At 60.5% G+C, this 19,094-nt stretch carries 18 protein-coding genes; 5 read left to right on the plus strand and 13 right to left on the minus strand.

Annotated elements, in window-relative coordinates; all coding sequences use genetic code 11:
- Positions 1 to 33: 33 nt before the first annotated feature.
- Together murB and J1777_RS06125 are read left to right on the plus strand one after the other, a co-directional pair.
- A complete protein-coding gene (murB, locus tag J1777_RS06120) occupies positions 34 to 1,113 on the plus strand; it encodes a UDP-N-acetylmuramate dehydrogenase (RefSeq protein ID WP_207574936.1) in 1,080 nt (359 codons plus the stop codon).
- A gap of 138 nt (positions 1,114 to 1,251) precedes the next feature.
- On the plus strand, positions 1,252 to 4,134 hold the full coding sequence (locus J1777_RS06125) for a bifunctional diguanylate cyclase/phosphodiesterase (RefSeq protein ID WP_207574937.1): 2,883 nt from the start codon (positions 1,252 to 1,254) through the stop codon (positions 4,132 to 4,134).
- 88 nt (positions 4,135 to 4,222) lie between these two features.
- Here J1777_RS06125 and J1777_RS06130 read toward each other — a convergent pair whose 3' ends face one another.
- The 4 genes from J1777_RS06130 to gloB all read right to left on the minus strand — a co-directional run bounded on the left by J1777_RS06130 (position 4,223) and on the right by gloB (position 10,863).
- Entirely contained in the window at positions 4,223 to 4,888 is a 666-nt protein-coding gene (locus J1777_RS06130; RefSeq protein WP_207574938.1) for a hypothetical protein, read from the minus strand.
- Positions 4,881 to 8,414: a transcription-repair coupling factor gene (gene mfd / locus J1777_RS06135; RefSeq protein ID WP_207574939.1), complete on the minus strand. Its 3,534-nt coding sequence runs from the start codon at positions 8,412 to 8,414 to the stop codon at positions 4,881 to 4,883. Before mfd ends, J1777_RS06130 begins: the two co-directional genes overlap by 8 nt.
- A gap of 161 nt (positions 8,415 to 8,575) precedes the next feature.
- The gene (locus tag J1777_RS06140; RefSeq protein WP_242700420.1) at positions 8,576 to 10,066 is read right to left on the minus strand and encodes a transglycosylase SLT domain-containing protein; all 1,491 of its coding nucleotides are present in this window, start codon (positions 10,064 to 10,066) and stop codon (positions 8,576 to 8,578) included.
- 23 nt (positions 10,067 to 10,089) lie between these two features.
- Positions 10,090 to 10,863, minus strand: a complete 774-nt coding sequence (gene gloB / locus J1777_RS06145) for a hydroxyacylglutathione hydrolase (protein WP_207574941.1) — start codon at positions 10,861 to 10,863, stop codon at positions 10,090 to 10,092.
- A gap of 41 nt (positions 10,864 to 10,904) precedes the next feature.
- Between gloB and J1777_RS06150 the strand changes: the two genes are divergently transcribed.
- Both J1777_RS06150 and rnhA read left to right on the plus strand, forming a co-directional pair.
- A complete protein-coding gene (locus J1777_RS06150; protein ID WP_207574942.1) occupies positions 10,905 to 11,654 on the plus strand; it encodes a methyltransferase domain-containing protein in 750 nt (249 codons plus the stop codon).
- Positions 11,647 to 12,090, plus strand: a complete 444-nt coding sequence (rnhA, locus tag J1777_RS06155; RefSeq protein ID WP_207574943.1) for a ribonuclease HI — start codon at positions 11,647 to 11,649, stop codon at positions 12,088 to 12,090. Before J1777_RS06150 ends, rnhA begins: the two co-directional genes overlap by 8 nt.
- A 44-nt stretch (positions 12,091 to 12,134) precedes the next feature.
- On the opposite strand, the gene moeA is transcribed toward rnhA, so the two are convergent.
- From moeA to moaA, 3 genes are read right to left on the minus strand one after another with little or no spacing between them, the layout of a single operon-like run.
- Positions 12,135 to 13,448: a molybdopterin molybdotransferase MoeA gene (moeA, locus tag J1777_RS06160; protein WP_207574944.1), complete on the minus strand. Its 1,314-nt coding sequence runs from the start codon at positions 13,446 to 13,448 to the stop codon at positions 12,135 to 12,137.
- Positions 13,449 to 13,453: 5 nt separating this feature from the next.
- Positions 13,454 to 14,092, minus strand: a complete 639-nt coding sequence (gene mobA, locus J1777_RS06165; RefSeq protein WP_207574945.1) for a molybdenum cofactor guanylyltransferase MobA — start codon at positions 14,090 to 14,092, stop codon at positions 13,454 to 13,456.
- A 16-nt stretch (positions 14,093 to 14,108) separates the two neighbouring features.
- Positions 14,109 to 15,242, minus strand: a complete 1,134-nt coding sequence (moaA, locus tag J1777_RS06170; RefSeq protein WP_207574946.1) for a GTP 3',8-cyclase MoaA — start codon at positions 15,240 to 15,242, stop codon at positions 14,109 to 14,111.
- Between the two features lie 229 nt (positions 15,243 to 15,471).
- On the opposite strand from moaA, the gene J1777_RS06175 reads away from it, so the two are divergent.
- Positions 15,472 to 16,476, plus strand: a complete 1,005-nt coding sequence (locus J1777_RS06175; protein WP_207574947.1) for a site-specific integrase — start codon at positions 15,472 to 15,474, stop codon at positions 16,474 to 16,476.
- Positions 16,477 to 16,504: 28 nt separating this feature from the next.
- On the opposite strand, the gene J1777_RS06180 is transcribed toward J1777_RS06175, so the two are convergent.
- The 6 genes from J1777_RS06180 to J1777_RS06205 all read right to left on the minus strand — a co-directional run bounded on the left by J1777_RS06180 (position 16,505) and on the right by J1777_RS06205 (position 18,898).
- Complete coding sequence (locus J1777_RS06180) at positions 16,505 to 16,681, minus strand: hypothetical protein (protein ID WP_207574948.1); 177 nt, start codon at positions 16,679 to 16,681, stop codon at positions 16,505 to 16,507.
- A complete protein-coding gene (locus tag J1777_RS06185; RefSeq protein ID WP_207574949.1) occupies positions 16,668 to 16,910 on the minus strand; it encodes a hypothetical protein in 243 nt (80 codons plus the stop codon). The genes J1777_RS06180 and J1777_RS06185 overlap by 14 nt, the downstream gene beginning before the upstream one ends.
- A gap of 42 nt (positions 16,911 to 16,952) precedes the next feature.
- Positions 16,953 to 17,174 carry a hypothetical protein gene (locus J1777_RS06190; protein WP_207574950.1) on the minus strand — a complete coding sequence of 74 codons (222 nt, stop codon included), beginning with the start codon at positions 17,172 to 17,174 and terminating at the stop codon, positions 16,953 to 16,955.
- 229 nt (positions 17,175 to 17,403) lie between these two features.
- Positions 17,404 to 17,877, minus strand: coding sequence for a hypothetical protein (locus J1777_RS06195; protein WP_207574951.1), 474 nt, complete (start codon positions 17,875 to 17,877; stop codon positions 17,404 to 17,406).
- A gap of 360 nt (positions 17,878 to 18,237) precedes the next feature.
- A complete protein-coding gene (locus J1777_RS06200) occupies positions 18,238 to 18,711 on the minus strand; it encodes a hypothetical protein (RefSeq protein ID WP_207574952.1) in 474 nt (157 codons plus the stop codon).
- Between the two features lie 13 nt (positions 18,712 to 18,724).
- Positions 18,725 to 18,898 (minus strand): hypothetical protein, encoded by a 174-nt coding sequence (locus J1777_RS06205; protein WP_207574953.1) that lies wholly within the window; start codon positions 18,896 to 18,898, stop codon positions 18,725 to 18,727.
- Positions 18,899 to 19,094 lie beyond the last annotated feature (196 nt).

The following is a 19,094-nucleotide window of genomic DNA, read 5'->3' on the forward strand; positions in this document are numbered from 1 at the left end:
AGACCCACTCAGGCGCAGTGCGACAATCGGGGGATGTTAGTCGAGAAAAATACTTCATTACAGAATTTGAATACCTTTGGCATTGCCGCCAGTGCCGATGTGCTGGTGCGCTTGACCAGCACCCAAGCGGTGCAGGAGGTCGCCTCCAGTGCCATTTTGCGCACCCCGCAAGGGGCCTTGCGCCCCAGCTTGGTGCTGGGTGGGGGCAGCAATATCGTTTTGAGTGGCGATGTGGTGCATGCCGTGGTGCTAAAAATGGAAATTCCCGGCATGGCCTTGGTGGAAGAAACGGCCAAGCATTGGATTGTGCAGGCTGGGGCGGGGGTGCGCTGGCATGACTTGGTGGAGTGGACACTGCAGCAGGGCTGGGGCGGTTTAGAGAATTTGGCGTTGATCCCCGGCACCGTGGGCGCAGCCCCTGTGCAAAACATTGGGGCCTACGGGGTGGAGCTGCAAGACCGCTTTCACAGTCTGGATGCGGTGGATTTGCGCACGGGGCAGGTCTTTACCCTGGATGCGGCCCAATGCGCTTTTGCCTACCGTGATTCGGTGTTTAAACATGTGCCGGCGCAGGCGGGTGATTTTGGCTTGGCAGGCCAAGCGGTGATAACCCAGGTGCGCTTGGCCCTGCCCAAGCAATGGCAGCCCGAGCTGGGCTACCTGGAGCTGCAGCGCAAGGCAGAAAGTTTGGGCATTGCTCAGCCCAGTGCCCAGCAGGTGTGTGATTGGGTGTGCGCCATTCGCCGTGCCAAGTTGCCCGATCCAGCGCAGATTGGCAATGCGGGCAGTTTTTTTAAAAACCCCACCGTCACCCAAGAGCAATGCCGCGACACCATTGCCCGCGAGCCCAAAATTGTCTACTACCCCCTGCCCGATGGCCGCATCAAGCTGGCCGCCGGCTGGTTGATTGATGCCTGTGGCTGGAAAGGCAAAACCCTGGGCCGCGCCGGAGTGTATGAGCACCAAGCGCTGGTGTTGGTCAATCGTGGCACGCTTGGCAGTTGCGACAACAGTGTGACGGGTGGAGAGGTTATGACCCTGGCGGCTGCGATTCAAACCAGCGTGTACGAGCGCTTTGGCATTCGGCTGGAGCCGGAGCCGATAGTGGTGTGATTTTGTTTTTGCAAACAATACAAAATCGTAAAATTTACCTTTTATTGCAAAGTAAACATATTCTGAACCCCACAGCCTGCAAAGCCGTGGGTTTTTTCATGGTGCAAATACCTGTGGTTGGTGGCAAGGAAATTCCCGTTGAGTGAGAAAAAAACATCTTTAACAGCCAATGCAACGGCCTTGCCCCGGCTGCATTTGCTGGGCACCCTGGTGCTGATGCTGGTAGTAACCCTGGCGTTGGCCAGCTTTTATTCTTGGCGCAGCAAAGAGCAGCAGCAGGCGTTTCGTGAGCGAATCATGCAGACCATGGCTGAGCAACAGCGCCAGCGCCTTTCTTCTGAGCTGCAATCGGCCATAGGCTATCTTGAGTTTTTGCGCAAGCGCACCGAATCGGTCATGCGCCAGAACATGGTCGAGCAAACCGATGCCGCATTCGTGGTGGCGCAGGCAATTTATAAGCGCGAAGCCCCGCACCGCCCAGCGCAGCAAGTGCAGCAGCTGATTGTTGAAGCCCTGCGTCCGCTGCGTTTTTTTGAAGGCCGGGGCTACGTGTTTATTGACAGCATGCAAGGCGACTTTGTCCTGCTGCCAACGGCACCAGAGTACGAGGGGCAATCGGGCATCAACAACCAAGACGACACCGGCTCCTACATCATGCGGGGCTTGATCAATGCGGCCCTGACCCCGGATGGCAACGGCTTTTTTGAATACCGGTGGTACCACCCGAAAAACCCGCAAACCATGGCGCGAAAAATCGCCTACGTGCGCCACTTCGCTCCTTTTGACTGGCTGATCGGCACCGGCGACTATGTCCTGGAGTGGGAAGAGCTGCAGAAAAAAGAAGCCATGCGGCGTCTGCGGGGCTTGCGCTTTGGCAGTACGGGCACCATTGGGCTGATCGACCATGACGGGCGCTCGCTGCTCAGTCCCAGCGATGCCTCGCTGGAGGGGCTGTTGCCTGAGCAAATGCTGCCCGTGCAGCGCCAAGCCTTAGAAAAGCTGCGCGAGACGGCCCAGGGCGGTGGCGGCTTTGTCGAATACGACTGGCCCCGTCCTGGAGCGGCACCCGATGCCCCCTTGGGGCGCAAAACCGCCCTGGTCACCACCTATGCCCCTTGGGGCTGGGTGCTGACCACCACCATGTTCAACAACGAGCTGGAAGCGCCCTGGCAGGCTGAAGTCCAGCAGCAAAACGAGCACAAAGTGCGCCAGCAGCTGGAGCTGGTGTTGGTCGTGCTGGCCTCTTTGCTGCTGGGCGGGCTGGGCTCGTGGGTGTTTTCGCGCTGGTCGGGGGGCTTGTTTGCCCGCTACCACCAAGAGCGCGAAGCCACCCAGGAAAAGCTGCGCATCGCCGCCATTGCCTTTGAATCGCAAGAGGGCATGATCGTCACCGATGCCAAAAGCCGCATCCTGCAATTCAACCAGGCCTTTACCGATATCACCGGCTACAGCGCCGCAGATGTGGTGGGCAAAACTCCCAGCATCCTGAAATCGGGGCGGCATGGTGCGGCGTTTTATGCTGCCATGCGCCAGCAATTGCTCAGCCACGGCACCTGGGCGGGAGAGGTCTGGAATCGCCGCAAAAACGGTGAAATCTACCCCGAGTGGCTGACCATTACCGCCGTCAAAGACGAGACCCAAACCACCACCCATTACGTCGGTTCGCTGTTTGACATTACCAGCCGCAAAGCTGCCGAGGAAGAAATTCGCCACCTGGCGTTTTACGACTCGCTGACCCAGCTGCCCAATCGCCGTCTGCTGCTCGATCGCCTGGAGCATGCCGTCAAAACCAGTGCCCAAACCGGCCACCACGGGGCCTTGGTGTTCATGGATTTGGACAATTTCAAGCGCGTCAATGACATCCTGGGCCATGAGCAAGGCGATGTGCTGCTCATAGAGATCGGCAAGCGTCTGCGTGCGGCCGTGCGCGAAAGCGACACCATTGCCCGCCTGGGCGGCGATGAGTTTGTGCTGCTCATTGAAGGCTTGGACACCCGTGCCTTCAAGGCCGCCCGGCAGGTCGAAGCGCTGGCGCAAGAAATCTTGGGCATGCTGGCCACCCCGGTGGTACTCAAAGGGCAAGAGGTCCACACCACCGGCAGCATGGGGGTGGTGCTGTTCAGTGGTTTGGCCGTGCCCGTGTCCGATTTAATGCAGCACGCCGATTTGGCCATGTACCGCGCCAAAGCCGAAGGGCGCAACACCATGCGCTTTTTTAACCCGCAAATGCAGGCTGAGGTGCTGGAGCGCTTGGCCCTGGAACAAGCCCTGCGCCAAGCCATTGAACAAAGCCAGCTGACCCTGTGCTACCAACCCCAAGTGGGCAGCACCGGGCAGATTGTGGGTGTGGAAGCCTTGGTGCGCTGGCACCACCCCCAGCGCGGGCTGGTGTCCCCTGGCGAATTTATTCCTTTGGCGGAAGAGACCGGCCTCATCCTCCCCCTGGGGCAGTGGGTGCTGCAGGCCGCGTGCAAGCAGCTGGCGCAATGGGCGCAGCCCGCAGCCGCCGGTGCCCCGCAGGGCCTGCCCGCGCGCAGCCACTGGACGATTGCGGTGAATGTCAGCGGACAGCAGGTGGGCCAAGAAGATTTTGTTGCCCACGTGCTGCAAATTCTAGAAACAACCGGGGCCCCCCCGGCGCAGCTGAAGCTGGAGCTGACCGAAACCATCTTGCTGGAAAACCCCGATCAAGTGATTGAAAAAATGGCCGCCTTGCAACGCCACGGCGTGCGTTTTTCGCTGGATGACTTTGGCACCGGGTACTCCTCGCTGGCCTACTTGCGCGACTTGCCGCTGAGCCAGCTCAAAATTGACCGCAGCTTTGTCCAAGCCATGGTGCACGATGCCAAAGCCACGGCCATTGTGCGCACCATCGTCACCATGGCGAACAACCTGGGGCTGGACGTGATTGCCGAAGGCGTGGAAACCGCCGAGCAGCAGCAAGCCCTGAGCGCCAACGGCTGCCTGATCTACCAAGGCTACCTGTTTGGCAAGCCCATGCCAGTGGAAGAGCTATTGTAAAAATAGCTGTTTCCGCTGATAAATAAACAGATTCAATGCTATTGATGCATAAATATGTTTATTTTTAAGCGCAAAGAGCTATTAAATTTTATTTCTTCTTCTGCTGCTGGTACAGGTACAAATCGTCCGACCAGGTGGCCAACCACTGCGGACGGTAGGCCACAAAGACGGCGGTCAGCATCCCCGTCACCACCGCATCGCCCCAGGCCATCAGCCAGCGGGCAATCTTGCCCAGCTCTTGCTGCACACCGGGCAGTTGCTCGCCGGCGGCCTGGGCCAACAGCCCGGCGATGAACAGGCACACAACCGTGCCGAAAAAGCCCCGGCCAAAGAGATAGACAAACACCTTGGTGCCCAGAAAGCGCCGCAGCAGTGCCCCCCAGCCCATCGCCAACGTGGCGGGCACCAGGCCGTGCCAAACGGTCAGCGCCAGCGTGGCCGGCACGCTCAGGCTGGGCGAGAGCAGCCAGGTGATAACGCCCACGGCCAGCAGTGTCAGCACCGCCAGGGGCCAGCCCAGCATCAGCAGCACCAGGCAAGCCCCCGACCACTGCAGCTGCAGCGGCATCTGGTGCAGCGTGGGCAGCGCCCACATCCAGGGCAGCACCACCAAGGTGGCCAAAAGCGGTGTCCACAGCCCACTGGCATCGCCGCTGCTTTGCGTCACCAGCGGGCGGCGGTTGAGCAGCTGCCGCCAGGGGCGCAGCAGCAGGGCCAGGATGAGGGCGATGAGGGCCAGGGCGCTTTCAAGCATGCACTGCCTCGCGTGGCTGGGGCGCTGGCGCGGGTGCCGGGGTAGTAGGGGTGCCCAGGTTTTTCAAAATATCGCGCACCAGGTGGGCGCGGGCGGCGGGGTCGGGCAGGGCGCGTTCGATGCGCAGTTTGTCGTTGCCGGCCAGTTTGATGTGTTTGTTTTTTTGGATGAGCTGGATGATGTGCAGCGGGTCGATTGGCGGGTTGGGCTTGAAGGTGATGTTGATCACCCCCGGCGCGGCATCGACCTTGAGCACGCCGTAGGGTTCGGCCAGCACGCGCAGGCGGTGGGTGTCGATGAGGGTTTGCGTTTGGTGCGGCAGCTTGCCAAAGCGATCGACGATTTCTTCCAGCAGCGCATCGATTTGGCCGCTGGTTTTGGCCGAGGCCAGTTTTTTGTACAGCGACAGGCGCAGTTGCACATCGCCGCAGTAGTCGCTGGGCAGCAGGGCGGGGGCGTGCAGGTTGATGTCGGTGGCCGCCTGCAGGGGCGAGAGCAAATCGGGCTCGTGCCCGGCTTTCAAGCTGCGCACGGCTTCGGCCAGCATTTCGTTGTAGAGCTGAAAGCCGATTTCGGTCATGTTGCCGCTTTGGTTGTCGCCCAGCACCTCGCCCGCGCCGCGAATTTCCAGGTCGTGCATGGCCAGGTAGAAGCCGCTGCCCAGCTCTTCCATCTCTTGAATGGCTTCCAGGCGCTGCTGGGCTTGTTTGGTCAGGCTTTGCACGTCCGGCACCATCAGGTAGGCATAGGCTTGGTGGTGGCTGCGGCCTACGCGCCCGCGCAGCTGGTGCAGCTGGGCCAGGCCAAATTTGTCGGCCCGCGCCATGATGATGGTGTTGGCGGTGGGCACGTCGATGCCGGTTTCGATGATGGTCGAGCACAGTAGCAAGTTAAAACGCTGGGCGACAAAGTCGCGCATCACGCGCTCGAGTTCGCGCTCGGGCATTTGGCCGTGGGCGATGGCGATGCGGGCCTCGGGCAGGATTTCTTGCAGCGCTTGGCGGCGGTTTTCAATGGTGTCCACCTCGTTGTGCAAAAAGTACACCTGCCCGCCGCGTTTGAATTCACGCAGCACGGCTTCGCGGATCACGCCCTGGCTCTCAGAGCGCACAAAGGTTTTGATAGCTAGCCGCCGTTGCGGGGCGGTGGCAATCACCGATAAATCCCGCAATCCTTCCAGGGCCATGCCCATGGTACGGGGAATGGGCGTGGCGGTCAGCGTGAGCACGTCCACCTCGGCGCGCAGCTGCTTCATGGCCTCTTTGTGGCGCACGCCAAAGCGGTGCTCTTCGTCGATGATGAGCAGGCCCAAATCCTTGAACTTGGTGTTGGCGCTGAGCAGCTTGTGCGTGCCCACCACAATGTCGATGCTGCCTTCGGCCAGGCCCTTGAGGGCGGCGTTGATCTCTTTGGTGGTGCGAAAGCGGCTCATCTCGGCAATGCGCACCGGCCATTTGGCAAAGCGATCGACCAGGGTTTGGTAATGCTGCTCGGCCAGCAAGGTGGTGGGGGCCAAAAAGGCCACTTGCTTGCCGCCCATGGCGGCCACAAAAGCGGCGCGCAGGGCCACCTCGGTCTTGCCAAAGCCCACGTCGCCGCAGACTAGGCGGTCCATGGGCTGGGGGCTGATCAGGTCGTGAACGACGGCGTTGATGGCCGCTTGCTGGTCGGCGGTTTCTTCAAAGCCAAAATCCTCGGCAAACTGCTCGTAATCGTGCGCGTTCAGGCGAAAAGCGTGGCCTTGGCGCGCGGCGCGGCGGGCGTAGATGTTGAGCAGCTCGGCCGCCGCATCGCGCACCTGCTCGGCGGCTTTGCGTTTGGCTTTTTCCCACTGGCTGCCGCCCAGCTTGTGCAGCGGGGCCGATTCGGGCGTGACCCCGGTGTAGCGGCCAATTTGCTGTAGCTGGCTTACCGGCACGTACAGCGCAGCCTTGTCGGCGTATTCGAGGTGCAAAAATTCTTGCAGGGCGGGGTTGCCGTCGGGGTCGGTTTGGCCCATGTCCATGTGGATCAGGCCCAGGTAGCGGCCAATGCCGTGCTGGCTGTGGACGACGGGGTCACCGATTTTTAGCTCCGACAGGTCGCGAATCAGCATGTCCACATCGCTGACCTGCTCTTGCTTTTTGCTGCGTCGGCGCACGCCGCCGCTGGTGGCAAACAGCTCGGTTTCGGTCACCAAGTCCAGCCCGGCTTCTAGCCAGGCAAAGCCGCGCACCAGGGGGCCGACGGCCATGCCCAGCGCCGCTTGCCCTTGCTGAAAGGCTTGCAGGCTGGCAAAGGCCGTGGGGGTGATGCCGCTGGCGCGCAAAAAGTCCTGCAGGCTTTCGCTGCGCCCAGCGCTTTCAGCCAAGATGAGCGTGCGCCGCCCGCTGCTGCGCAGGTGGTCTTGCAGGCGCTGCAGGGGCTCTGCGTGGCTGCGCTCGGCCGTCAGCGGGGGCAGGGGGGCGATACCGTCCAGCGCCTGCGGGTGGGCCGGGCTGCCTGCCACGGCGGCGGTGCCATCGGCCCCAGGGCGCAGGGCCAGCTGGGCGTAAGGCTTGGCCAGGGTGTAGAACTGCTCGGCCGTTAAAAACAGCGCTTGCGGCGCCAGGGCGGGGTGGTCGGGGTCGCCTTGCACCATGCGCCAGCGCTCTTGCGTGTCGTGCCAGAAGCGTTGCAGCGGCACTTGCAGGTCGCCGTGCAGTACCAGGGTGGCTTGCGCGCCCAGGTAGTCAAACACGGTGGCGGTGTCGTCAAAAAACAGCGGTAGGTAGTATTCGATGCCGGCGGTGGCCAGGCCCGCGCCCATGTCTTTGTAGATGCGGCTTTTGGTGGGGTCGCCCTCCAGCAGCTCGCGCCAGCGGGTGCGAAACTGGGCGCGGGCGGCCTCGTCCATCGGAAATTCGCGCCCCGGCAGCAGGCGCACGGTTTTTACCTCGTGCTGGCTGCGCTGGGTGTCGGGGTCAAAGGTGCGGATGCTGTCGATCTCGTCGTCAAACAAATCCACCCGGTAGGGGCTGCTGCTGCCCATGGGGAACAGGTCAATCAGGCTGCCGCGCACGGCGTATTCACCCGGGCTGACCACTTGGCTGACGTGCTGGTAGCCGGCCAAACTCAGTTGTGCTTTGAGTTTGGCTTCATCGAGCTGCTGGCCCTGGGTGAACGAGAAGGTGTAGGCGGCCAAAAACGACGGTGGTGCCAGCCGGTACAGCGCCGTGCTGGCGGGCAGCAGCACCACATCGACCTCGCCCTGGCGAATGGCCCACAGCGTGGCCAGGCGCTCGCTGATCAAGTCTTGGTGGGGCGAGAACTGGTCGTAGGGCAGCGTCTCCCAGTCCGGAAACAAAGCGCAGCGCAAGCCGGGCAGAAAGAAGGCGATCTCGTCCTGCAGGCGGCGGGCATCGCTGGCATCGGCACAAATAATGGCCGTGACCCGCCCGGCCGCTTTCTCTTGCCGCGCCAGCTGGGCCAGTAACAGCGCATCGGCGCTGGCAGCGGGTAAAGGGTGGGTAAAGCGTTGTCCGAGGGTGAGTTTGGGCAAGTGCATGGCAGGCAGATCAAGGCGGAAAAGCAACAACAACAGCCGCAGGCAGCGGCTGGGGCAATTTTAGGGCGGCGCCACAACCCGCGCAGCGCAACCGCCGGTGGCGCCAGCCAGGGCCAGCGCGCTCGGTTTTTTCAGCGGTGTTTAGCGGTATTCAGCCGTGTTCAGCGCTTGCGCTTGGCAGGCGTTCCGCCGCGTTTTTGCGGTGCAGCTTGGGCAACGCGCTTGGCGGGGGCGGCTTTTTTGTTGTTGGCCGTTGTGCGTTTGCCGCTGGCTTGGCTGCGAATGGCTTGTTGCACCTCGGTGTAAATGCTCAGTGTTTGGCCGATGCGCAGGCCCGCGTTGGCCGGCAGTTTGTTCCAGCTGGTCAATTGGTGGGCGCTGACGTTGTGGCGTTTGGCCAGGCTGGACAGGGTGTCGCCACGCTGCACGCGGATGGCTTTGCGTTTGGTGACCAGGCTGTATTCGGGGGTGAACTCTAGGCGGGCGTTGTTGGCCAGCTGCTGGGGGACATCCTGCGTGTGCGGCTCCAGCCGGGGCACGATCAGGGCCGAGCCAGCTTTGATCATCATGCGCGGCGGGATGTCATTGACCTCGCGCAGCTGCGCTTCGCTGGCCCCGGTTTGCGCCATGACATCGGCCAGGCGCATGGTTTTGGGGGCTTTCCACACCGTCCAGCTGGCCAATTTGGGGTTTTTGCCGGATTTAAGCTCTTGCAGGTTTTGCTTGAAGACTTTGGCGTTGTCCCAGGGCAGCAGGATTTTTTGCGTGGCGGCGGCAAAGATCACCGGTTTTTTCAGCGAGGGGTTGAGCGCTTTGAAATCGTCCATGGACACATCGGCCAGCTCGGCGGCAACTTGGGCATCCATGTCGTGCTGGATTTCGACCACATCAAAGAAGGGGTGGTTCTCGATGACGGGTAGCTCCGTGTCAAAGGCTTCGGGGTTGGCGATGATGTTTTTCACCGCTTGCAGCTTGGGCACGTAAAACTGGGTTTCTGCCGGCATGGTCAGATCGGTGTAGCTCGTACCCAGCTGGGCTTTTTCATTGCGCTTAATGGCGCGGCTGACACTGCCTTCGCCCCAGTTGTAGGCGGCCAGGGCCAGGTGCCAGTCGCCAAACATAGCGTGCAGTTTTTCCAGGTAATCCAGCGCCGCGCGGGTGGAGGCCAGCACATCGCGCCGATCGTCACGCAGCATGTTTTGCTGCAGGTCAAAGTAGGTGCCGGTGGCCGGCATGAATTGCCACATGCCAGCGGCCTTGGCGCTGGAGACGGCCTGCGGGTTAAACGCGCTTTCGATGTAGGGCAGCAGCGCCAGCTCGGTGGGCATGTTGCGCTTTTCCAGCTCTTCGACAATGTGGAACAGGTATTTTTTGGAGCGCTCGGTCATGCGCAGGATGTAGTCCGGGCGGCTGCTGTACCACTGCTCGCGATCGGTGACTTTGTCGCTTTCCAGGTCGGGCATGGCAAAGCCGCTGCGGATGCGTTCCCACAGGTCTTGGGGCGGCTCCAGCGAGGCGACCTTGCCCGAGGCGAGGCTCGATTGCGATAAGGGTTTCAGTGGCCCGCTGGCCTGCGGGCCGGAGGGCGTGGTGGCGGCACAACCGGCCAGCCACAGCGAAAACAGGACAAGAAAAAGGCGCAAGGTGGGCATGCAAGGGGGGCGCATCAGGCAAGTTATGCAAAAACGTTTTTCCAAGCCCGCAGCGTGGCCAAGGTGGCTTCAGGTGTGGGGGCCGTGGTGGGGTCGAAAGTGACAGCACTGCGCTGCACCGTCGGCACGTTGCAGCGCAAAAACGGGTTAATGGCCAACTCCTGCGCCATGGTGGAGGGCAGGGTGGGCAGGCCACGGTCCCGTTGCTGCTGGCACCAGTGCTGGTACTGCTGCAGCACGGCATTATCAGGCTCTACAGTCAAGGCAAAGCGCAAGTTGCTCAGTGTGTATTCGTGCGCACAGAAAACCTGGGTGCTCGCTGGCAAGGCCGCCAATTGCTGCAGCGAGGCGTGCATTTGCGCGGCCGTGCCCTCAAACAAGCGGCCACAGCCGCCAGAAAACAGGGTGTCGCCACAAAATAGCGCACCACCTGCGACCAGGTCGGGGGCGTACCAGGCAATATGCCCTGCGGTGTGGCCGGGCACGGCCAACACCTGCCAGTCGGTGCCCAGCAATGCGATGCGTTGCCCGGCGTGTACGCGCTCGACGGGCTCGGGCAGTTTTTCTTGGGCTGGCCCCAGCACGCGGCACTGGGTGGCTTGGCGCAGCGCAGCCACACCGCCGGTATGGTCGCCATGGTGGTGGGTCAATACAATCGCCTGCAGGGTCAATTGCTGGGCTTGCAATGCGGCCAGCACCGGTTGGGCATCGCCCGGATCGACGACCACGGCGTTTTTTCCGTCGTGGGCCAGCCAAAGGTAGTTGTCGTTAAAAGCGGGCAGGGGCTGAATCAACATAAGCAGGATGAAATAAACAAGGTCCAAAAGAGGAGTAAAGATTGCACGATGTCACGCCACAGGCCAGGGCCTGGCAGCAGTATTTGCTCGACTGGCAGCAGCAGCGCTGCGATGAGGCCGTGGCCGATATTTTTGGCTACTACGCAGTGCAAGTGGGGTGGCCCGCTTTGCAGGCTTTGCGCTGCAACCGCATGCCCCGGCGCTGGCTGGCGGCACAAGAGGCGGATTTGACCTGCGAAAACCAATCTTGCCAAGCGCCAGCGCAGGCCCAACTGGTCTGCCACCCCGAAGCCCTGCCCTTTGCCGAGGCCAGCATCGACTTGCTGGTGCTACCGCACACCTTGGAGCGCTGCCAATCACCCCACGCTGCCGTGCGCGAAGTGGCGCGGGTGTTGGTGCCTGAGGGGCGGGTGCTGATTTTTGGCCTCAATCGCTGGAGTGTGTGGGGTGCGCAGCATGGGCTGGAGCGCCCAGCGCAACTCAATGCCGCCCGGGGTTTGAGTTATTGGCGGCTGCGCGATTGGTTGCAATTGCTTGATTTAGAGGTGCTGGCGGTTGATTTTGGCTGCCATGCTCCGGCTTTGGAAACGGCCCTGTGGCAGCAGCGCTGGGCGTGGCTGGATGCGCTGGGGCAACGCGCTTGGCCGGTGCTGGGCGGGGCATACTGCGTGCTGGCGGTGAAAAAAGTCCCCGGCATGCGCCTACTGGGACCCGCTTGGCGGCGGCAAACGCTGGCAGGTGCCGCTGCTGCCGCTGCTGCGCAAAAAAATGTAGGAAAACAAATTGAATGAAGTTGTGATTTACACCGACGGGGCTTGCAAAGGCAATCCCGGCCCCGGTGGTTGGGGGGTTTTGCTGCAAGCGGGGCCCCATGTCAAAGAGTTGTATGGCGGCGAGCGCCAAACCACCAATAACCGCATGGAGCTGACCGCTGTGATCGAGGCGCTGCAGGCACTCAAACGCCCTTGTGATGTGCAGCTTTACCTGGATAGCCAGTACGTGCGCCAGGGCATTACCGAGTGGATTCACGGCTGGAAAGCCAAAGGGTGGCGCACGGCGGCCAAGCAACCCGTGAAAAATGCCGATTTATGGCAGGCTTTGGATGCCTTGGTGCAAAACTCGGGCCACCGCATTACCTGGCATTGGGTCAAGGGCCATGCGGGCGACCCAGGCAATGAGCGGGCCGATGCCTTGGCTAACCTGGGCGTGGAGCAGGTGCTGGCGTAAGAACGTATTCACGATCTCCTCGCGGGTGTGCCGCCCTCTACCCTCTACAGCAAGCCATCGAGCAGCCACACCGGCACGCTGTCACCGGCGGTCACGCTGCCTTGGTCGTGCGCCAGCACGATGAGGCAGTTGGCCTGCACCATGGAGTGCAGCAGGCCCGAGCCTTGCGCCCCGGTGGTGCGCACGGCCAACTGCCCATCAGCCCCCGTGCTGACCTGGGCCCGCAGGTATTCGGTGCGCCCAGGCTGTTTGCGAATGCTGTGGCTGCACCGGGCCGGAACCAGCAAAGGGGCCGTGGGGGTGGCCCCCATCAAGCGCTGCAGCGCCGGACGCACCAAAGCCAAAAAGCTGACCATGGCCGCCACAGGGTTGCCAGGCAGGCCAAAAAGCCAAGTCGATTCGCTATTTTGAGAGCTGTTAGCGCTTTCTGGTATTGCGAAATCGCTGTTTTTGTTCGTAATTTTTTTATGAATTTTGCCAACAGCAAAAGGCCGCCCTGGGCGCAGCGCCAAGCGCCAAAACGCCACTTCGCCCAGTTCTTGCATCAAAGCTTGGGTGTGGTCGGCGGTGCCCATGCTGACACCACCGCTGGTGATGATGGCATCGGCCACTTCAGATGCTTGTAAAAAGCTAGCACTTAGCGCTTGTGGATTATCAGAAATAGCTCCAAGATCAATAATTTCTACGCCCATATTGCGCAACATGCTTGTGATCGTATAGCGATTGCTGTCAAACACCGCCCCTGGGCGGGGGGCATCGCCCAGGGTCAGAATTTCATCGCCCGTCGAAAAATACGCGACACGCAAACGCCGTACCACGGGCAGCGTGGCCAGCCCCAAGCTGGCGGCCAAGCCCAAGGCGGCGGCGTGTAAGGGCTGGCCTTGGGGCAGGGCGATGTGCCCCTGGGCCAAGTCTTCACCGCGCAGGCGGACATTGGCCCCAGGCGGCAGGCCGTTGGCAGGCAGGGTGACGGTGGTGCCGGTCACGGTCACCTGCTCTTGCGCTACCACGGTATCGGCCCCGGTGGGGATCACCGCCCCGGTCATGATGCGCACGGCTTGCCCCGCCTGCAGCGTACCGTCCCAAGGTTGGCCCGCCAAGGCGGTGCCGACGATGGTCAGCGCCAGCGTTTGCCCGGCTGGCACAGTGCCCAGGGCGCAGCCCGCAAACGCATAGCCATCCATCGCGCTGTTGTTGTGCGGTGGCACATCGACGGGGCTGATGAGGTCTTGCGCCAGAATGCGCCCCCCGGCTTGGGGCAGGGGCAGGTGCTCTGTCGCGCCAGCACACACGGTCAGTGGCGTGATCATTTGTGCCAGCAGGGCTTGGGCCTGGGGGACGGGAAGGTCGGGGTGCATGCGGTTTATTCCAAGGTTTGCAGCTCGGCCAAGGTGTTGATATTGACAAAGCTGCGCAAAGGGTGGTCGGTGGCTCGGTCAAAAGGGCACAGGATGCGGCCTTGCTCCTGGGCCCACTGGCCAATTTTGTGGCCCCCTTGCTGCAAAAAATCGGCCAGGCTGGGGGCCAGGCTGCGATGCAGCAAGGCAAAGGTGGGCTGGGGGCGCAGCTGGCCGGTGGCATCCGGGGCCGCGGCCAGTACCAATCTGGCGTGATGGGTGTGCGCACAGGCGGTCAGCCGCTGGGCCAAATCGTGGGGGAAGAAAGGGCTGTCGCACGGCACCGTCAGCAGCCATGGCGTGCTGCAGTGGGTCAGCCCGGTCAAAAATCCGGCCAAAGGCCCCGGGTACGGGGGCAGGTGATCGGGCAACTGGTCGGGCAGCACCGGCACCCCCCAGCCGGTGTAGTGGTCAAAATGGCGATTGGCGCTGACCAGGCAGCGGCTCACTTGTGGCTGCAGCCGCTGCAGTGCGTGGTAGGCCAAAGGCTGCCCCGCAAAAAGTTGCAGGCCTTTGTCGCGCCCCCCCATGCGTGAGCCCTGGCCGCCGGCCAAAACCAGGCCGGTGGTGTGGTCACGGGTGGGCGTTGTCCATGGGGTTTGCATTGCGCTAGGCACGCCATTAGCCGCCGATGTAGCTCATTTCAATGCGTTTGCGCTGTACCGTGGTGGTCGGCTGGCTGGGTGCATTGCCTTGGTTTTCGGGAGCCAGGCCTTGGGTGCGCAGTTCGGAATAGCGGTCGGTGCGCTGGCCCCAAATCTGGGCAATGCGGGCGCTGATGTCGGCATCGCTGCTGCCATTGCGCAGCAGGCTGCGCAAATCCCAGCCCTGGTGGGCAAACAAGCACAGGTAAAGCTGCCCCTCGGTCGAGAGGCGGGCACGGTTGCAACCGCCACAAAAAGCCTGCGTCACGCTGCTGATAACCCCCACCTCGCCCAGGGCCGGGTCGTGCTGCCCCTGGGCATTGGCGTAGCCCCAGCGCTGGGCGGTCTCGCCTGGGGCCGAGGGCTCTAGCGGTACCAGTGGGAATTGCGCTTGCAGCCGGGTGATGATTTCGGCAGAGGGCACCACCTCGTCCATGCACCAGCCATTGGTGGCCCCCACGTCCATGTATTCAATAAAGCGCAGCGTCACCCCGGTGCCGCGAAAATGCGCTGCCATGGGCAGGATGTCGTGCGCATTGGTGCTGCGCTTGACGACCATATTCACCTTGATGCGCTCAAACCCGGCCGCTTGCGCAGCGGCAATGCCATCGAGCACTTTGGCCACCGGGAAATCCACATCATTCATGCGCCGAAAGGTGGCATCGTCCAGGCTGTCCAGGCTGATGGAAAGGCGGCTTAAACCCGCATTTTTCAAGCTGCGGGCCTGGCGCTGCAGCAGCGAGCCATTGGTGGTGAGTGTGACCTCTAAGGGCTGCCCCTCCAAAGTGGTCAGCGCGGCCAATTGGCCAATCAGCTGCCCTAAATCCTTGCGCAGCAAAGGCTCGCCCCCCGTCAGGCGAATTTTGCCCACGCCATGGGCAATAAAAAGCCGGGCCAGTCGGGTGATCTCTTCAAAGTCCAGCAAAGCACTGCGGGGCAAATAAACGTGGTCTTTGCCAAACACCTCTTTGGGCATGCAATAAGTGCAGCGAAAATTGCAGCGATCAGTCACGCTAATGCGTAAATCGCGCAGCGCACGGCCCCGGGTATCGCGCAGCAAGGTGGGCTGGACAGCAGGCGGCAGGGGGGAGGAGGGCAGGCAGGCAGACATGGCTGCCGATTGTGCCTGAGTGCTTTTTTAGTCGGAGCAAAGCCCGTAATTTTTCCAAGCTTTACTGTGCCGACTTTTGCATGGCTGGCCCGCCTGGCTGGACTCGAACCAGCTACCTATTGCTTAGAAGGCCATGGAATGAGCGTGCAACCTATTGAAATAGAGCTGTTTTTTTAAAAAAATGTGTTATTGTCACCCCGTTGTCACCCGAGAATGAGGATTCTAAAAAATGCCAACGGTCAGAAAAAGAGGCGATTTGCAGTGGCAAGCAATCGTGAAAAGACAAGGGATCGGCTTTGCCTCCAAGACCTTCACCACAAAAAAAGATGCCGAGGCCTGGGCAAAAATTACTGAAGCTGAGATGCTGCGCGGGGCTTACATTTCGAGGCGAGACGCGGAAAAAATAACTCTTGCTGAGTGCATAGAGCGCTACAAAAAAGATGTGCTGCCGGGTCTGCGGGGCGTGGGCCATGAATACATCCTGGCGCGGCTCGCGGAAGCCTTCGGAAAACTCGCGCTGGCACATATCACCCCCGCCAAGGTCGCCGCACATCGTGATGCGCGGTTGCGTGCTGGGCGCAGCCCCAGCACGGTTAAAAAGGAGTTGGCCAAGCTCTCCGTTATTTATAAACTGGCCGGCCAGGAATGGGGCATTGCCGGGCTTGAGAACCCGGTTTTGAATGTGTCCAGGCCAAAAGAAAAAAACAGCCGCACCAGGCGGCTAGAGAATGGAGAGCTGGAGAAGCTGCTGGCGGCTGCGCCCAAGCCTGTCGAGTTGCTCATCCGCTTGGCGCTTGAAACTGCGGCGCGGCTGGGTGAGCTGCTGGCCCTGGAGTGGCGCGATGTGGACAGCGCCCGGCGCGTGGCCCTGCTGCGTGGCGTTGGTGGGCGTGGGACGAAGAACGGGGACGATGTGAGGGCTGTTCCCCTCTCCAGCGCTGCCCTGGTCGTCCTGCAGGAGCTGCAGGCGCTACCCCTGAGCATTGACGGGCGCGTTTTTTATTGGTGGGCCGGTTCCGATAGCTTTAACAAGCCATGGGCGCGGCTTTGTAAAAAAGCGGAAATCGAGGATTTGCGATTCCATGACCTACGCCATGAGGCAACCTCGCGCCTATTTGAAAAAGGGGTTTTCGAGGGCGTGGAAGTGGCCGCAATCACCGGGCACAAAACGCTGCAGATGCTCAAGCGCTACACCCACTTGAGGGCGGCGGATCTGGCGCAGAAGCTGGGCTAGGCCAATGGATGCAGCAACGTGCTGGGCGTCATCGTTCGGCGGCTTGTTTTAGTGCCTTTCGGATGCCGTCACTGACGTTGCCGTTGCCCAGCTTTGCCGCGATGGCAAGACTTTCGGCATCCAGATAGACCTGAACGCGCTTGCCGCCGACATCGGCCGGGCGGCCAACGGGGCGCTTCTCCGGGGGCTGTTTAGTGTCTGGCATTGCGAGCCTCGATATAGATGTCGCCGGCTTCACGGGCGACACGCGCCGCTTGCAATATGTGCACCGGCAACAGTGGAGATGGCTGCTCGATACACTCGCCATCGAATGCGCCCGGCTCGCCATCAACGGGAGAGAACTTGAATACCCAGCCATCACAGTGAGTAGCTGTTGCGGATTCAATGTCGATGGACCAGCGAGAACGCCAGCCACGATTAGGGTGATTTGCCATGTAATCCTCGATAAAAAAAAAGCCCCTTTCGGGGGCGATTTGTTATTCAGGGCGCGGGCCACGCGTAGCTTTCGGCTTATTCAGCCACGCAAGCTGTTCGCGCTCCAGTCTAGTCGATTCATGGTGAGTAGCCATTCCGGCGCTGAACCCTTCGTCGTAATCTCGACGGCTCTGACCACCAGCCTTGCGATTGGCTGGCTTGTAGTTATTTGTGCTGCCGTAGTTGTTTCCATGGTTGAAGCCGATTTCGTAGGACTTGCTCATTTTCTTCTCCAGCCCCTGTTATCCCCGAGGCGCGGTTGGTAGCGATGTGCTATCCATGGACTTAATTATATACACACAAAACTAGGTGTCAAGCATTTTGTGTGTATAAAACTAAATATTTTTCATCAACCAGGGAATCCGAAGAAAGCGATTGTTCTGTCAGCCTTCCGGGCGGCCAGAATCAACCGCTAAATCCGAATACCCGAAGTTTTTACCGAGTAGGGCCCAACTAGTGCAGCCACAGGTGCGGGCAATGTCTGCCGGACAACTTGTCGGGGCCCCTGGTAATCTCGACCTCGCCCGCTACCACGCGGCAAAACGACGCATCAAAAACCAGCCGCTGGCCTGGCTGGGGCACCTCCAGAACCTGGCCGAGGGGGTGGAGCAGATGGCAATACGTGATCCAGCGCTGCAGGCGGTACGCAGCCCCGGTCTTGACGATCTGCCGCGTTTGGCATACGCCATCGCCCCCAGGGTCTGGTACATCAAGATCGCGCGGTTGGAGCCCCTGGGCGATGGCCTGCCAGCTCAGGCCTGGTAGCCAGAGGGGCCAGCCGTGCAAAACGGCCATATCGACCCCACAGCATTCGAACCCGCTGACGCTGGCCGGGGTGCGCCGGGCCAGCAGCACCCGCCCAAGGAACCGGCGGCGGGCCAGCTCAACGGCGGTCACGCCGGGCAAAAGCTCAAAGGCGACAGGCATCACTTCTTACCGCCCTCTCTCCAAGCGTTGCGCACGGGCTCGGGTTTGGTTTTTTTAGAGTCGCGGCCCACTGCGTAAACGTTTTGACCTGCTTTTGGTGGTGGCGGTGGTGGTGGTGATTGAAAACCGCCGGTGCCCCCCGTCGTCATGGTCTTCGCTCTGCTGGCGGCGCTCCCACCAGCACCAGCAGCACCAGGAGGAGGGGGAGGGGGAGGGGTGCCCCCGCTGGGGGCCCCAGTGGTCTTACTGGCTGCGCTGGCGGCACGGCCAGCAATTGCGTTTTTGGCGGCTTTGGCAGGAAGGCCAATAGAGGCGAGAGTTGCTATTTTTCCAAAAAGTCCCATTTTTATTACTCCTTTTTTAGTTGCTGGTGAATTGGTGGGCGTGAAGGCGCAGCATTGTTGTTTTATCTTTTAAATTAAGAGAGTTCCATTTATAAATTTCATAAATTCCCGCATCCTCTAGTAATTTCCCGGCTTGGGCGGCGGCGGCTTCAATGGCGTGATCGCGGCTGGGAAATAATACTTCGTCTGGGAAATCGTGAAATGAAAAATAATACCAATCGTTATCAGTTTTCCAAAAATAAAAACCCACGCCAATTAGAGATTCTTCAAGTTTTTTATTAACGAGATTCATGATATTTTTTGTTCCTAAGCGGTTGAAAAATTGGCTGTTTGGCTGTCCGAGGGCGTGCCCCCTTGGGGGCTGGCCCTGGATGTTTGCCAGTCTCGAAGAGTCTGGCGGCTGTTTGCGATAGGGATCGTTAGGCGGCTTCGCCGCTCGAAACCCCGCAGGGGGTTCGACCCGCAGGGCCAGAGCCCGGGCCGAAGGCATCGCCCGAGAATCTTCATTTAACCCCCTGCGAATCAATTAATTTATTAATTTGCTGCACATGCTCCACCTGCTCGGGCGTGTCATTTGATCGGCTAATAAACACAATTAACGCCAAAGTAATGACCACTGAATAAAAAAAGAAAAAAGTTAATGCCCCGCCTAAAGTGACTTTTGCCAATGCGCTCATAAGTTTTTCCATGATGACCCTTTAAAAAAGTTACTGAACGGCGAAAAGTGCCGCTGACCTCCTTCAGCATTTCGCGGACATGGTGCGGTCTTAATCATCGTTAAATAAGAATGGATTTATTTATGAGTTTGTGATAAACACAAAAAAATATAGCACTAAAACAGGCTGTTAAGCGTGTTTTGGTGCTATCTTGTGA

This window comes from Comamonas denitrificans (assembly GCF_017368815.1).
Classification (GTDB): Bacteria; Pseudomonadota; Gammaproteobacteria; order Burkholderiales; family Burkholderiaceae_C; genus Comamonas; species Comamonas denitrificans.